Annotated in this window: 12 protein-coding genes; 9 read left to right on the top strand and 3 right to left on the bottom strand. The window is 51.4% G+C overall.

Annotation, left to right across the window (positions count from 1 at the left end; translation table 11 throughout):
• The first annotated feature begins 10 nt into the window (after positions 1-10).
• The 9 genes from WS_RS06045 (at position 11) to WS_RS06085 (ending at position 12110) form a co-directional block, all read left to right on the top strand.
• Positions 11-370, top strand: coding sequence for a TonB-dependent receptor domain-containing protein (locus WS_RS06045; RefSeq protein WP_041571819.1), 360 nt, complete (start codon positions 11-13; stop codon positions 368-370).
• Positions 371-565: 195 nt separating this feature from the next.
• On the top strand, positions 566-2329 hold the full coding sequence (locus tag WS_RS06050; protein WP_011139129.1) for an ABC transporter ATP-binding protein: 1764 nt from the start codon (positions 566-568) through the stop codon (positions 2327-2329).
• Complete coding sequence (locus WS_RS06055; protein ID WP_011139130.1) at positions 2326-4110, top strand: ABC transporter ATP-binding protein; 1785 nt, start codon at positions 2326-2328, stop codon at positions 4108-4110. Before WS_RS06050 ends, WS_RS06055 begins: the two co-directional genes overlap by 4 nt.
• Positions 4107-5324, top strand: coding sequence for an MFS transporter (locus WS_RS06060; RefSeq protein WP_011139131.1), 1218 nt, complete (start codon positions 4107-4109; stop codon positions 5322-5324). The genes WS_RS06055 and WS_RS06060 overlap by 4 nt, the downstream gene beginning before the upstream one ends.
• Entirely contained in the window at positions 5311-6513 is a 1203-nt protein-coding gene (locus tag WS_RS06065; protein WP_011139132.1) for an MFS transporter, read from the top strand. The genes WS_RS06060 and WS_RS06065 overlap by 14 nt, the downstream gene beginning before the upstream one ends.
• A 2-nt stretch (positions 6514-6515) precedes the next feature.
• A complete protein-coding gene (locus WS_RS06070; RefSeq protein ID WP_011139133.1) occupies positions 6516-7064 on the top strand; it encodes a manganese efflux pump MntP in 549 nt (182 codons plus the stop codon).
• 14 nt (positions 7065-7078) lie between these two features.
• Positions 7079-8338 carry a TolC family protein gene (locus WS_RS06075; protein ID WP_011139134.1) on the top strand — a complete coding sequence of 420 codons (1260 nt, stop codon included), beginning with the start codon at positions 7079-7081 and terminating at the stop codon, positions 8336-8338.
• Positions 8335-9081: an efflux RND transporter periplasmic adaptor subunit gene (locus tag WS_RS06080; RefSeq protein ID WP_011139135.1), complete on the top strand. Its 747-nt coding sequence runs from the start codon at positions 8335-8337 to the stop codon at positions 9079-9081. The genes WS_RS06075 and WS_RS06080 overlap by 4 nt, the downstream gene beginning before the upstream one ends.
• Entirely contained in the window at positions 9081-12110 is a 3030-nt protein-coding gene (locus WS_RS06085) for an efflux RND transporter permease subunit (protein WP_011139136.1), read from the top strand. Before WS_RS06080 ends, WS_RS06085 begins: the two co-directional genes overlap by 1 nt.
• On the opposite strand, the gene WS_RS06090 is transcribed toward WS_RS06085, so the two are convergent.
• Genes WS_RS06090 through nadA form a run of 3 tightly spaced genes read right to left on the bottom strand, consistent with a single transcriptional unit; the run spans position 12107 to position 14756 of the window.
• Positions 12107-12943, bottom strand: coding sequence for a thiamine-phosphate kinase (locus WS_RS06090; protein WP_011139137.1), 837 nt, complete (start codon positions 12941-12943; stop codon positions 12107-12109). The genes WS_RS06085 and WS_RS06090 overlap by 4 nt on opposite strands.
• A complete protein-coding gene (gene nadC, locus WS_RS06095) occupies positions 12940-13767 on the bottom strand; it encodes a carboxylating nicotinate-nucleotide diphosphorylase (RefSeq protein WP_011139138.1) in 828 nt (275 codons plus the stop codon). Before nadC ends, WS_RS06090 begins: the two co-directional genes overlap by 4 nt.
• Positions 13764-14756 carry a quinolinate synthase NadA gene (nadA, locus tag WS_RS06100; protein ID WP_011139139.1) on the bottom strand — a complete coding sequence of 331 codons (993 nt, stop codon included), beginning with the start codon at positions 14754-14756 and terminating at the stop codon, positions 13764-13766. The genes nadC and nadA overlap by 4 nt, the downstream gene beginning before the upstream one ends.
• Positions 14757-14763 lie beyond the last annotated feature (7 nt).

Genomic DNA, 14763 nt, shown 5'->3' on the forward strand with positions numbered 1-14763 from the left:
ATTTATTGTCTTGAATTTTAGTGGCAGTATAGGTTCAAGTAACGCCAATAACAAAATCGAAAACACTCCTGCCTTCACCGCCAAAGCAGGCGTCTCCTACACCGATCCTAGCGGGGTTTATGGTCGATTTGATGTAAGAGCGCAGGGAAGCACCTATTTTGATGCCGAAAACACCCTCAAAGAGGAGAGCTATGTGATCGCCGATGCCAAGGTGGGCTATCGATGGTCTAACTGGGATGTTTATAGCTATATCAAAAACATCACAGACAAAAGCTACATCCAAAACGCCACCAATCGAAACGATGGCTCCGTTTTTGTTGCCTTTGGAACGGGTCGATCCTTTGGTATTGGAGGGCGATACCTCTTCTAAAATATTCCCACGCTGGTTTTGTTCTCGCCTCGGTATGACTTTGCGCTTCCCGAGGCGCTCCTTGGAGGGTGCATAAAATCCCCCTATCGCTAAAAAAAATCCTTGCAACGATATTACGGTATTGATAACGATTCTTCCTTTGGACTACAATTCCCCATCCTAAAATCAACACAAAAAGTTTATCGAGGAGTTTTCATGAATTCACAAGAAAAACCCTCACAGGGAGCGCTATGGCCTATCATGGCACCCGTGAAGGTCGAAATAGGCGTGGCGATATTCCTCGCAGCGCTCGCAGCGCTCGCTTCCATTGTGGGGCTAAGCGCTCTGGCTCTCTCTATCGCCTCTTTGGTTCATGGGGCAATCGAGTGGGAGAAGGTGATTCTCGCGGGAGGATGCATGATAGCTAGCTTCACCTCTAGAATGTTTGCCTTTAGAATCTCCCATCTAGGCGCCTTTAAGCTAGAGCAGATTCTGCGCACCAATCTCTCTACCCATCTAGCCCAAATCCCTTTGGGGCATATCATCACGCTTGGTTCAGGCTCACTCAAAAAGGTGATGCTTGATGATGTGAAAAATCTTCATGCCTTTGTGGCTGATAGCACTCCTATGATTGGTCGTGCTGCGATCACCCCCTTTGCCTCACTCATCGCAATGGCGATTTTTGACTGGCGGCTGGCATGCGTGAGCCTAGGGGTGCTCCTTCTAGGAGGAGGAGTGATGTATTGGGTGATGAGAGATTCAGTCGAGTATCGCCGAAGCTATGAGCAAAATCAGGGCAAAATCAACGCCGCAGTGATCGAGTTCGTCCAAGCCATGCCTGTGGTGCGAACCTTTGATGATGGAAGCAGCTCCTTTGGTCGATACCAAAATGCCCTAGAGGAGTATCGCCGAAGCCTCAAGGAGTGGATCGCCCTCACAGGAACCTCTGCAAGGATTGGCATGATGGTGCTAAGCCCTATTCCCACGCTCCTAGCTATTGCTTCGGTGGGCTCTTGGCTCTACTTGCAAAATGATCTCGAATTTGGAGCACTCATCGCTACTCTGCTTCTTGGCACGGGGATGGCGGATGCGATGATGCCCCTTATGTGGCTTAGCAACTTCATCAAAAAATCCGAATCCGCGGCTCATAAAATCCGCGACATTCTCCGTATCGCCCCCCTTCCTTCATGCCCAAACCCAGAGATTCCACGCGATTCTTCGGTGCGCTTTGAGGGGGTGAGCTTTAGTTATGAGGGGCGAGAATCTCTTGCGCTCAAAGAGGTGAGTTTCGAGGTTCCCGAGGGAAGCGTGTGCGCTCTAGTGGGTCCTTCGGGCGCAGGAAAAAGCACCGCCGCCAAACTCATCCCGCGCTTTTGGGATGTGAGCGAGGGGAGGATTCTTCTTGGGGGCGTGGATGTGCGTGAAATCGAGCCAAGCGTGCTCATGGATCATGTCTCTTTCGTCTTTCAAGACACCTTTTTATTTCAAGACACCCTGTTCAATAACATCCTCATGGCCAAGCCAAACGCCACCAAAGAGGAGGCGATAGAGGCGGCAAAAGCGGCGCAGATTCACGATTTTATTCTCACGCTCCCCCAAGGCTATGAGACCCTTGCAGGAGACCGAGGAGCGAATCTCTCGGGCGGACAAAAGCAGCGCATCACCATTGCGCGTGCCATCCTCCGTCATGCGCCCGTTGTTGTGCTCGATGAAGCGACCGCCTTTGCCGACCCTGAAAATGAGGAGGAGATCATCAAGGCACTCGCTGAGCTCATGAAAGGCAAAACCGTCATTGTCATTGCCCACCGACTAAGCACCATCAAAGATGTCGATCAGATTATCGTCTTTGACCAAGGGCGCGCTATCGAGCGAGGCAAACACGAGGAGCTTTTAGAGCACAAAGGGCTCTATGCTAAGCTCTGGGGGCACTACCAGCAAGCCCAATCATGGGATATTCACCACAAGGAGGCTCAATCATGAAAAAATCCGAATCATCCTTCACCAGCCTGCTTGATTCTTATAAAATATCACTACAAATTGCAGGCTCCCGCGCGGGCAGTCTCAAAAAAAGCCTAGGATTCTTTATCCTCTCCTACACGCTTTTAGGAGCGAGTTTTAGCTGCTTTTACCCTCTACTTGAGGCGCTCTACGCTCTTGATGTTGTTCAAACATGGAAGTGGATTCTTCTCATGGCAGGGGTGGGGTTTTTAAGCCTTGTGACTCGATGGCTAGGGCATGAGTTTGACTACTCTGGGGAAATTGTTGAGATCACTCATGAGCTCCGCATGAAGCTTGGCAAAAAGCTCCGCCATATGCCTCTAGAGACGATGTATCGCCACCAAACAGGGGAACTAAACTCTGTCTTTGCTAGCAATGTTGATGAATCCGTCCTCCACCTAGGTGTGGTCGCTTCGCTCTTTTTTGAGATTCTTTTGGTGCCTTTCTCGGTGATTCTTATCACCTTTTTCATCGATTGGCGCATGGCGCTCACAATGCTTTTAGTGCTTCCCCTCGCCCTCCCCCTCTACCACTGGAAACGCCGCGCCTCCATCGAGGAGAAGCGTGACTTCACCGAGGGTAACGCGCGCCTTGAATCAGATCTCATCGAATATGTTCAAGGACTTCCTGTCTTGCGCTCCATCAACCAAGTCGGAGTGAACGCCAAAAGACTCCAAGAATCAACTGCTTTGGTGAAAGAGATTCAAAAAAGGGGTGTGCTCTCCTCCACTTTGCCCATGATTCTTATGTCCACCCTCGTAGAGATGACGATGATTCTAGCGCTCACCCTTGGAATCTTTTGGGTTTTGGATGGCTCTTTCACAATTCCAAAACTCGCTGCAATGCTCGTCATAACCGCTAGACTCACCGAGCCTCTCTCTATCTTTTTGGCTGTCGCCTCTGTCTTTGACCTCATGGCTTCTGCTTTCAAGCGCATCCAATCGGTCTTAGAGACCAAGGAGATGCACTACACCCCGCCCCTCCAATCACCTCTGCAATTTGAAATCGCCTTTGAAGGGGTGAGTTTTGCCTACAATCACAAGCCAGAGCTCGCGCTCAAAGAGGTGAGTTTCCGCATTCCTCCCCGCTCTTTAGTGGCGATTGTCGGAGCCTCAGGGAGTGGCAAAACCACGCTCACCAAGATGATCATGCGCTACGCTGATCCCAAAGAAGGAAGTGTCAAGATCGGGGGAATCGATATTCGCTCCATGTCCCAAGAGGAGCTGATGCGCCAACTCTCTGTCGTCTTTCAAGATGTCTATCTCTTTGATGACACCATCTTGAATAATATCCGCATGGGACGCCCTGAAGCCAGCGATGAAGAGGTGAGAAGCGCCGCTAGATCGGCTTTTTGCCATGAATTCATCGATCGCCTCCCCCAAGGCTACGACACTCCCATTGGCGATATTGGAGGCTCGCTCTCTGGAGGGGAGCGTCAGCGCCTCTCTATTGCTAGGGCGATTCTCAAAGATAGCCCCATCATCATGCTCGATGAACCCACCGCCGCCCTAGACACCGAGAGTGAAGTGGCGGTGCAAAAGGCGATTGATTCGCTCATCAGAGACAAAACTGTCATTGTGATCGCTCACCGCCTAAGCACCATCGCAGGCGCGGACAAGATTTTAGTCATGGAAGAGGGGCGATTGATCGAAGAGGGGCGACACCATGAGCTTCTTGAGCAAAGAGGTCGATACGCCAGACTTTGGGAAGCTCAGAGCCGCACCAAAGCATGGCATCTCTCCTCTAATGTGTCCAACCTATGATAGGGGTCGCCTCGCTTCCCCTCTGCCAGATTCTGCTTCTAGGGAGTCTCTATATCACCCAATATTTGGGGCTTGGATTCTTCATGGAGGCACTGGTAGCGATTCTTAGGCGAGAAGGGGTGCCCTTAGAGCAGCTTGGGCTTGTCTATCTGCTCGCCTTCTTTTGGGTGGTGCGATTCCTCTGGTCGCCCTTTGTGGATCGCTTCATCGCCCAAAGAGGAGGAGCATACAAGGGCTTCTTACTCTTTGTTCAGTTCATTCTCGTGCTGATGCTCGCCCTCATCTCTTTTCTAGAGATTCCCCAGCATCTCCCTCTCATTTTTGCAGCCTGCCTGCTTTTTGGATTCTTCTCAGCCACTCAAAGCATCGCCACTGATGCACTCGCCTTCAAACTCCTCAGCGAAGAGAATCGAGGCATTGGCAACTCCATCAAAGTCTCAGGCAATCTCCTGGGCCATATCCTAGGGGGTGGTGCGGCTCTAGTGATCTATGAGTATTGGGGCTGGAGCGTCTCGCTCTATTTTATCGTGCTGCTCACGCTCCTCTCTTTTATCCAGCTTCTCTTTTTCCAAGAACCTCAAAGCCGACTCATCCAGCGTGCCGATGAGGTGAACTTCAAAGCGATATGGGAGTTTTGGCGAGGAGCGAGGCAAAAAAAGTGGCTCTATCTTCTCTTCCTCTATCCCACAGGAATCTGCATGAGCTACGCGCTTATCACGCCCATTCTCGTGGATGCGGGGTGGGGTTTGGATCGCATCGGCTTTATTGTGCACACCCTAGGCACCTCCATGGGAGTCGCAGGGGCTCTTGCCACAGGCTGGATGATCCGCGTCTGGGGTCGGCGGCGGATGCTCTTATCCCTCGCCCCCATTCAAGCTCTAGGCGTGCTCATGCTCTTTTTACCCCTTTGGGGCTATCACAGCGAATGGATCGTCTTTTTGAGTGCAGGCACCATCTACTTGCTCTATAGCCCTGTCATGACGCTACTCTCCACGCTCATGATGGATAGAATCAGCCCCAAATCCCCTGCCACCGAATACGCCCTCCAGCACAGCCTGTTGCTCCTGCTTGGCTTTGTTGCGGTGGCTATCGGGTTGATCTTGGCTGGCAAAATCGGCTACCAAGGGGTGATTCTCCTCTCTTCACTCCTTTGCATTCTCTCCTTTTTCTACTCTATTCAATTTTATAAGGATATCTTCCATGAAAGAGATTAATGCCCTGCTTCTCACCAACATCCTCTGCGTCTCGGCCATGATGGCCTTTCTATCGGTAGTGGGCCCTATCATTCGCGCCCTTGGCATGGCGGAATGGCACGCGGGTGTCACGGTCGCCATCGCTGGAATCGTCTGGATTTTTCTCTCGCGCTATTGGGGAAAAAAGAGTGATAAAATCGGTCGAAAACCTGTCTTGCTCATTGGCGTGGCTGGTTTTGCGCTCTTCTATTTTGCCCTCTCTTTTTATATCGATTTTGCCCTCCCCTCCCCTCAAAGCGTTTGGCTCTCTTTGGCGGTCTTGATACTCACTAGAGGATTGATTGGAGCGTTTTACTCAGCCATTCAGCCCGCCAGCACCGCACTCATTGCGGATAAAATCGCTCCCGCATTGCGCGCCTCCTATATCGCCAAGATTGGTGCAGCGAGTGGTCTTGGGATGGTGATAGGTCCAATGGCAGGAGGAGCGCTCGCTCACTATGGCCTCTCGGTGCCGCTTTACGCCTCTTCGATTCTTCCTCTTTTTGCCCTAGGTGCGCTCTGGTATCTTCTCCCCTCCAAAGAGATTCGCCAAGAGGAGGTGAGCGAACCTGTCAAGATTTTTGACTCTCGGCTTAGACTCCCCATGTCTGCAGCGTTTCTCACGATGTATAGCGTGGTGAGCTCCCAAGTGTGCACGGGATTCTTCATCCTTGATAGCTTTAAAGAATCCGCCATACAGAGCGCCCAAACCACGGGCTATGTCCTCTCGATGGTTGGATTCCTCTTTATTTTTGCCCAAGTGATCGTGATGAAAAAGAGGGAGGTCGCCCCTGAGACTTGGCTCAAAAATGGCGCGCTCCTCTCGATGCTAGGATTTTTGATCGTGGCGTTGATGGAGAGCAAAGGGGTGCTGATGCTTGGCTTTGGAATCGCCGCTATTGGCTTAGGGATGATCTTCCCCGCCTTTCAAGCACTTGCGGCCAACTCAGTGGGTGCAGATGAGCAGGGCGCAGCCGCTGGCACCGTCTCCTCAGCCCAAGGCATGGGCATCATCATCGGCCCCCTAGCAAGCACCGCGCTCTATCAGCTTGCCCCCCTCCTGCCTTTTCTTGTGGCCTCCTTGGCTTTTGCCACGCTCACTATCATGGCGTTTCTCACCCTCCGCAAAGAGGCGAAACGCGCCAAAGCGGCGCTGCAGAGTCAAGGCTAAACATGATTGAGCTCACCGCACTTGCCATCGCACTTAGCATGGATGCTGTGGCGGTCTCCATCGCCCTAGGATCCAAATGCGAAGAGGAGATTCGCCAACTTGCACTCAAAGCGGGAGGATTCTTTGGGGTGGCGCAGATGGTGATGCCTCTTTTGGGATTCTATCTTGGGGTGCAGCTCCATGATTACATCGGAGGCATCCACCACTGGGTCGCCCTGGGAGTGCTTGGCTTTTTGGGACTGAAGATGATTCGCGAGGCAACCCAAGGAGAAAAAGAGCTCGCCCTCTCCTCCCACCCCTCTTCATCAAAGCTTCTTCTCCTTGCCTTTGTCACCAGCCTAGATGCGATGGCGGCGGGATTAACACTCACTCTATTGGGGCTACCGCTCTGGTTTTGTCTCCTTTTTATCGGAGGTTCTACCTTTCTCCTCTCTTTTGGTGGAGTGCACCTTGGGCGAAAGAGTGGCACCTACCTCGAAGAAAAAGCGGAGTATTTGGGTGGTATCATTCTGATTTTAATTGGAGTTAAAATTTTCATCGAACATTCGTGAGAGAGGATTAGAGCATGAAGGTATGGCTCAAGGGAGCGATTTTGCTTGGAATCTGCCTAGGAAATATTGAAGCCAAAGAGCTTCAAGAGCTTCTCCTTAGCAGTCAAAACAGCTCTAGGATGGAGGCGAAAGAGCGCGCCATACAAAGCGCTAGGCTTCAAGAGGAGGCGCTCTTTGCAGGCTATCTCCCCAAAGCGAGCCTAGGGTATGACCACCAGCGCCTCTCCAAGGCCTCTGCCTACACGCCCACACGGGTCAATCGAGGCTATGGAGAGGTGAGTGTGGTGATTTTCGATGGCTTGGCTAGAGAGGAGCGATTGGAGCAGTTTGAGCGCCTCAAACAGGCCAGAATCCACGAAGCCAACTTTGAGCGCGAAAATCTAGCCTTAGAGATTATCGAAAAATATTTCAGCTACCACTACACCCAATCCCTCCTCCAAAGCGCCCTCCAAAAAGATAGAGAGCTTGGCGAGAGCCTAAGACGCTCCAAAATCCTCCACGATTCTGAGCTCATCCCCTTGGACGAACCAAGCGCTTTGGAGGCCGCTTTGGAGCAGAATCGCTATGAGATAGAAGCCTATCGTCTCCATCTCTTTCGCTACCAACAGCAGCTTGAGCTCCTAAGTGGCTCTCCCCTTGAATCGCTCCAAGCCAATTCTCGCCTCAAAGAGCCCACAGGAGGCGAGAGTGGCATTTTAAGAGAAGACCTTAGGGCACGAGAAGAGGAGGTGAACGCCCTAGAGCATCAAGCCAAAACACACACCTACTGGCCTACTTTGAGCGCAAAAAATAGCTATTCACACTATGACTTTAACTCCTATCTGGGCGAGGGAACTCCAAGCGCTCAACCTGAACGACAAAATGAATTCTTGCTCTCAGCCAAGATGGATATTTTTGATTTTGGGGCGATTGCCAAGGCGCGAGAGAGTGTGAGGATGCAAAAGCTCAAAGCTCAAAGCGAGCTCAACTATGCCAAAGAGAGCCTCCAAAAGGAACAAAAGATCGCCCTCTTCACACTCCAAGTCCTAAAACAGCAGCTCAAAGCCGCCCAGCTCTCGCTCAAAGCAAGCTCCACCGCCCTGGAGATACAGAGGCAGAAGTTCAGCGCCCAGCTCCTCTCTCACACCGATTATCTCGCTGCTCTATCGCAGGAGTTTGAAGCCAAGGCCAAGCTCCAAACCGCTCTCAATGAGTATGAAATTGCCAAGGCGCGATTCTACTTTGCCCTAGGCGTCCCCCTTTTTGAACAAATCACTTTGGAGAATCGACCATGATTAGGACTTTGGCTTTTTTAGGGCTCTTTGGGATTCTGCTCCATGCTCAAACCCCCACAGGAATCTACGCCACCTTCGAGGTGCAAGCCGTGCAAGATGCTTCGCTCACTCTCCCTATCGCTGGAGTGGTGAAGGCACTTTATGCCGAGGTGGGCGATCACAAGAAAAAGGGAGAGATTCTCCTAGAGCTTCGCAACGAAGAGCAAAAAGAGCGAGTGGCGATGGCCAAGGCAGAGCTAGAAATGACACGCCAGCAGTATCTCTTCTCCAAAGCCCAATTTGAGCGCTACGAACGATCCCAAAGCGTGATTGAAAAGAACACCTTTGAGCGGATCGCTTTTGAGTATAAAAGCAAAGAGGAGGAGCTAAAAAGGGCGCAAAAGTCGCTCGCCTATGCCAACGAGATCCTTGATCAGACGATTCTTCGCGCCCCTTTTGAGGGAATCATCGCCCAAAAAAGCGTCGAGGTGGGGGATGGCATCAGCGCCAATAGCACTAAAGCCTTTCGACTCATCAGCCCAAAGCGCAAACTCCTGCTCTTGCTAGATAGCAAACATCTAGGAAGAATCGCTCTTGGAGATTCTTTTGTCTATAGCCTTGATGGGGTGAACTACAACCAAAGCGCCCCCCTCATCAAAATCTATCCCACTGTTGATCCTAAAACGCGAAAAGCCCAAGCCGAAGCTCTCATAGAGGGGCTGGAGCCCGGAATCTTTGGCGATGGCCATATCAAGGGGCGCTGATGTATCAATTCGCCATCCGCCGCCCCATCACCACGCTGATGTTTGCCCTCGCTCTCTGTTTTTTTGGAGTGATGGCACAAAATCGAATGCCCGTGAGCCTCTTCCCAGATGTTGATATTCCCGTGGTCACCATCACCACCACCTACAAAGGGGCGAATCCAGAGACCATCGAATCCAAAGTGACCGACAAAATTGAGGAGGCGATTGGAGGAATCGATGGGATGGATCAGATATTCTCCACAAGCGCTCAGAATCTAAGCTATGTCACCGCACAGTTTGTCCTTAGCAAGGATATCGAAGTCGCCGTCAATGATGTGCGAGACAAACTCTCCGCACTCAATCTCGGAAGCGAAGTGGATAAACCCATCATCCAAAAGTTCGATGTAGGGGCTGCGCCCGTGCTCTCCATCTTCCTAAGCTCAACAACCAAAGAATCAACCGAGCTCATGAAGCACGCCGACCAAGTGATCAAACCCCTCCTTCAACGCATCCAAGGGGTGGGCAAGGTCAACCTCGTGGGCTATAAAGAGCGTGTGGTGCAGATTCTGCCTGATCCTTTTGAGATGAATCGCTTGGGGCTTGATTATCGTGATATCGCCGCTAAAATCGGAGCAGAGAATCTTAAAATCGATGGAGGGCGCCTCATTGCATCCAAGCATGAGTGGAAAATCACCACCGATGCGGACGCGACTCTCATCGAAGAGCTGGGCAATATTCAGATTCTTCCGGGAATCTTGCTCAAAGAGATTGCCAAGGTCCAAGATGGGCTCCAAGAGGCGCGAAGCTTCGCTAGCTTTGGAGAATCGCCAGGCGTGATACTGGAGATCCAAAAAATTTCAGGGAGCAACGAAATCGCCATCGCCCAAGGAATCAAAGAGCGCCTCCCCTATTTGCGCTCCCTCTCAGAAGGCTACGAGCTCTCCATCATGCGCGACACCACTCAATACATTCAAGATTCCATCGATGATGCGCGATTTGACCTTTTGCTTGGCGGGGTTTTGGCGACCCTTATTGTCCTGCTTTTTCTGCGCAACCTCACCATCACCCTTGTGGCTTTTTTAAGCCTCCCCATCTCTATCTTTGGCACCTTCGCCATCATGAGTGCCACAGGCCAAAGCCTCAACCTTCTCACCCTCATCGCGCTCACCCTCTCCATTGGAATCATCATTGATGATGCGATTGTCGTCATTGAAAATATTTACAAAAAGCTTGAAGAGGGCATGGAGCGAGGCAAGGCGGCGCTAGAGGGCGTGAGAGAGATCGGATTTTCCATCATCGCCATCTCAGCGATGCTCCTCTCTGTCTTTGTACCCGTAGCGAATATGGGTGGGGTTGTGGGGCGATTCTTCACCTCCTTTGGAGTGACCGTCTCTGCGGCGATCATCATCTCTTACATCGTCGTGATCACCTTCATCCCGATGATTAGCTCCCTCATCGCCAACCCCGAGCAGAATCGATTCTATCGCTTGAGCGAGCCTTTTTTTATTGCGCTGGATCGAACCTATCTTAAGATTCTTGAGGGGGTTTTGAGATTTCGCTATTGGATTGTTTTGGCCATCTTTTTGCTCTTTGCCTTTTCACTTTCGCTCGCAGGAAAATTAGGGATGAACTTCATGCCCGATGAGGACAAGAGCGAATTTGAGCTCTTCATCAAGGCTCAACCCGGAATCTCGATTGAAGAGATGCACCGCCAAAGCACACTCATCCAAGAGGAGCTCCTAGGAGTGCCCGAGGTGCGCCAAAGCGTGCTTTATATCGGATACACCACGCAACAAAAAGTCTATGAGTCCAAAATCTATGTCAAGCTGAGCGAAATCCACGAGCGCACACGAAGCCAAGATGAGATCATGCAAGAGCTTCGAAGGCACTTCAGCCAAAGGGCGGGGCTCACCCTCTCCCTCTCTCCCATTCCCAACATCTCAGGAGGCGAAAACAACTCTCCTTTCAAGGTGATCTTCACCGCCCAAACCACAGAGCAGGCCAAAGAGGTCGCGGATCGCTTCACCTCGATTCTGCGCACCATGAAAGGAGCGATCAATATCCAAGATGACCTTGAGGCCTATTCGCCCGAATATCGCCTCACGCTCAGACGCGAAGCACTCGCTAGGCTCAATCTCACCGCTCAAGAGGTCGCCACCTCCATCATGCGAGCCTTTTCAGGCGATCAGCCTATCGCCTACTACCGTGAAAAAGGAAAAGAGTATGACATTATCTTGCGTCTAGAGGGAGAGAATCGCGCCGATATCGCCTCCCTCTCGCGCCTCCAGCTCCGCCTTGATAGCGGAGAGATGCTCTCCTTGGAGGGAATCGCCATGATTGAAGAGCGCGAAGCGATCACCTCCATTAAACGAAAAGATCGCCAACGCCAAGTGATGGTCTCCGCCTACCTTGACAAAGGAGGCCTTAGCCTTGGCGAGCTAGTCAATGCGATGGAAGAGCGCAAAGAGGAGTGGCTTTTGGAGGGGGTGAGCTATGATCTAAGCGGGGATATCAAAAACATGAAAGAGACGAGCGAAGCCTTTGGAATCGCCATGATCATCGCTATCGTGATGATCTATCTCATCCTCGCCTCACTCTATGAATCGCTCCTGCAACCCCTCATTATCATGACCGCCTTGCCACTAAGCTTCACGGGCGCTTTTTTGGCGCTTTTTGTGAGCGGACAGACCCAGAGTCTCTTTAGTCTCATGGGACTTTTGCTGCTTCTTGGGATGGTCGGGAAAAACTCCACCCTCCTTGTGGATGTCGCCAACCACAAGCTTCGCGCGGGCGCTAGCGTCAAAGAGGCACTCCTTGGTGCGGGTGAGAGTCGATTGCGTCCGATTCTCATGACCACCATCGCGATGGTCTTTGGGATGCTCCCCCTCGCCATCTCCCAAGGTGCAGGCTCAGCCGCCAAAGCTCCGATGGGAATCACCATGATTGGAGGCCTAATCATCTCGATGATTCTAAGCCTCTTAATCGTGCCAGCGATCTACTCGATTCTCGCTCCTTTGGATCAGAAACTACGCCGATTCTATGAGCGCTAGGAGTGATGCCCCAAGCAGGGAGCCCTATAAGATCCGCGCTTCGCCCTAGCAAAGAGGTGGAGGGGGGTGCGATGCTTTTGGGCGATTCTTCTGATTTTGGAGAGATTTTTGGGAGGAATAACCAGGAGCATCTCATACTCCTCTCCACTGCGACCAAGGCGTTTAGGGAGAGGCTTGGTGAAATAAAATCCCAGATGATTGAGGCGAGAGAGGCGTTCGCACTCAAAGAAGATTCCATCAGAGATATCCATTCCTCCCCTCAACCAAGGGGTCATCTCGGCGATGAGTTTAGGGCGAAGAGTCGGTCGAATGAAGCGGGATTGAGAAGAGAGGCGTCCCCCTCGAAGAAGCGTAGTGAGCCCCTTAAGAGAATCGCCCACTCTGCCTGTGTAGGCGAGGTAATCTCCTCCTTTCATCCCTCTTCTTTGGAGGGTTTTCTTGGAGGCTTGCCCAATGAGCGTGAAAGAGAATCCTAGGAGTGAAGAGAGAATCGTATCCCCGCCAATGAGCTTCACCCCAAAAGCCTCGCACGCCTTAGCAATTCCAAGCGAGAGCGAGGTGACCTCTTTGGCCGAAAAGTCGCGAGGAATAGAGAGGGAGAGGAGTGCATAGAGAGGCTTGGCGTTCATGGCGTAGAGGTCTGAAACATTGACCGCCAGCGCCTTATAGGCGAGCTTTTCTAGACTCATCCAGCCCCGCTTGAAGTGACTCCCCTCATTAAAAGCATCCATTGCATAGACAAGCTCGCCTATCCTGACCCCATCATCTCCAATTCCAAAGCTCGCTCCACTTTTCTGGAGGGTTTGGATCAAAAGCGCCTCTCTATCCCTCATCTCATCTTCAAACTCATATCCAGCCAGCGTGCCTGATGAATGAGCGAACCGCTGCTAATTGCATCCACCCCAAGCCTCGCATAGACGAGAAGATTCTCTTCAGTGATGTTACCACTCACCTCAAGCTTCACCCCCGGGGCGAACCTAGCACGATATTTGACACACTCCTCAATATCATGGAGGCTCATATTATCGCACATCACAATATCCGCACCCGCCTCGCACGCCTCGATCATTCTTTGCACGCTCTCGACCTCCACTTCGATTCGACTCGTCCAAGGAATCCTTGTTCGTGCCTCCTTGATGAAGGCATAAAGATCATCGATATGCCTTAAATGCGTGTCTTTGAGCATAAGGCAATCATCAAGCCCTAGACGATGGTTGATTCCCCCGCCATTGCGCACGGAATATTTCTCAAAGGCTCTTAGCAAGGGTCGCGTCTTGCGCGTGTCAAGAATCTTTAGATTCGAGCCAGAAGGGATGAGATTCACCAAACGCCTCGTCTGCGTCGCAATTCCGCTACTGTGCTGAAGAAGATTAAGAAGCGTGCGCTCAATTTGAAGCAGGCTCACATAATCTCCCTCTAGCGCCACAAGCCTCTTGGATGGCTCAAACACCTCTCCATCTTTGATTCCAAAAAGCGCCTCGATTCCTCTCATCTCGCAAAGCTCTCTAGCATAAAGCTCACCCGAGAAGATCCCCTCGCTTTTGGCGATGATCTCCGCTTGCACGCGCATCTTGATATCCATCAAGGCAAAGAGATCGCCTCTCCCTATATCCTCAGCCAGCGCCGCCTCCAAAAAGGGTCTCAAATCTTCTCTCATGAGAGCTCCATCATTCGTGAAAGAGCGAGGTGCGCCTCTAATCTCACCTCCTCCTCTAGCGTGATCTCATTGAGCGGCTCGCCTCGCTCAAACGCCTTAAGGCACTCCAAAATATCCTCCAAAGTCGTCTCATTCATCGTGGGACACTCAGGCTTGGTGCTGCTTAAAACATAGGTGTTCTTCTCTCGGAGACGATTGACGAGGTTATATTCTGTGCCCACCGCGACTTTCTGCTCTAGGGGAAGATTTTTCACAAAAGTGATGATTTGGCTAGTCGAACCCACAAAATCAGCCCTTTCCACCACGCTTGGATCGCACTCAGGATGAACGGCAATGAGAATATCCGGGAATTTTTGGCGATAGAACTCAATGTCTTGCGGGGTGAAGAGCTGATGCACGGAGCAGAAGCCATCATAGCAGATGATATCCGCCCCAAGCACCTCCTCTTTGGAGCTGCTTCCGAGCACGGCCGATTTTTGCCCGCCCTGTTTGGCAAGATTCTGCCCTAGACATCGATCGGGCAAAAAGAAGATTTTTTTGCCCGATTCTTGAGCTTTTTGCATGATCTTCACCGCATTGGCCGAGGTGCAGACCAATCCCCCCATCGCCCCGACTTTGGCTTTCACCTCGGCGCTAGAGTTGATGTAAGCGAGCGGAAGAATCGCCTCTTTTAAAAGTCCATACTCTTCTAGCTTTTGGATCGATTCATCAAAATAGGCACTATCAATCATTCTTGCCATGGAGCAACAGGCTAGACGCGGCATCACCACGCGCTTTTGGGGGGCTAGAATCTTCACGCTCTGCCCCATGAATCCCACTCCACAAAAGACCACCAAAGAGCGAGGTGAGCCCATCGCCCTCTTGGCAAGCTCTAAACTATCGCCTGTGATATCGGCAATCTCTACAATCTCATCTCTCTGGTAAAAGTGAGCGACCAAAACCGCATCCAGTCGCTCTTTTAAAATCCTGATCTCTTCTTGAATACTCAATTGATTT

Origin of the sequence: Wolinella succinogenes DSM 1740 (assembly GCF_000196135.1) — a bacterium.
In the GTDB taxonomy this organism is placed as follows: Bacteria; Campylobacterota; Campylobacteria; order Campylobacterales; family Helicobacteraceae; genus Wolinella; species Wolinella succinogenes.

Bases quoted from the DNA above. Each gene is read 5' to 3' on its own strand.
- WS_RS06050 (WP_011139129.1), top strand. From the start codon at position 566: ATGAATTCACAAGAAAAACCCTCACAGGGAGCGCTATGGCCTATCATG.
- WS_RS06055 (WP_011139130.1), top strand. From the start codon at position 2,326: ATGAAAAAATCCGAATCATCCTTCACCAGCCTGCTTGATTCTTATAAA.
- WS_RS06060 (WP_011139131.1), top strand. From the start codon at position 4,107: ATGATAGGGGTCGCCTCGCTTCCCCTCTGCCAGATTCTGCTTCTAGGG.
- WS_RS06065 (WP_011139132.1), top strand. From the start codon at position 5,311: ATGAAAGAGATTAATGCCCTGCTTCTCACCAACATCCTCTGCGTCTCG.
- WS_RS06070 (WP_011139133.1), top strand. From the start codon at position 6,516: ATGATTGAGCTCACCGCACTTGCCATCGCACTTAGCATGGATGCTGTG.
- WS_RS06075 (WP_011139134.1), top strand. From the start codon at position 7,079: ATGAAGGTATGGCTCAAGGGAGCGATTTTGCTTGGAATCTGCCTAGGA.
- WS_RS06080 (WP_011139135.1), top strand. From the start codon at position 8,335: ATGATTAGGACTTTGGCTTTTTTAGGGCTCTTTGGGATTCTGCTCCAT.
- WS_RS06085 (WP_011139136.1), top strand. From the start codon at position 9,081: ATGTATCAATTCGCCATCCGCCGCCCCATCACCACGCTGATGTTTGCC.
- WS_RS06090 (WP_011139137.1), bottom strand. From the start codon at position 12,943: ATGAGGGATAGAGAGGCGCTTTTGATCCAAACCCTCCAGAAAAGTGGA.
- nadC (WP_011139138.1), bottom strand. From the start codon at position 13,767: ATGAGAGAAGATTTGAGACCCTTTTTGGAGGCGGCGCTGGCTGAGGAT.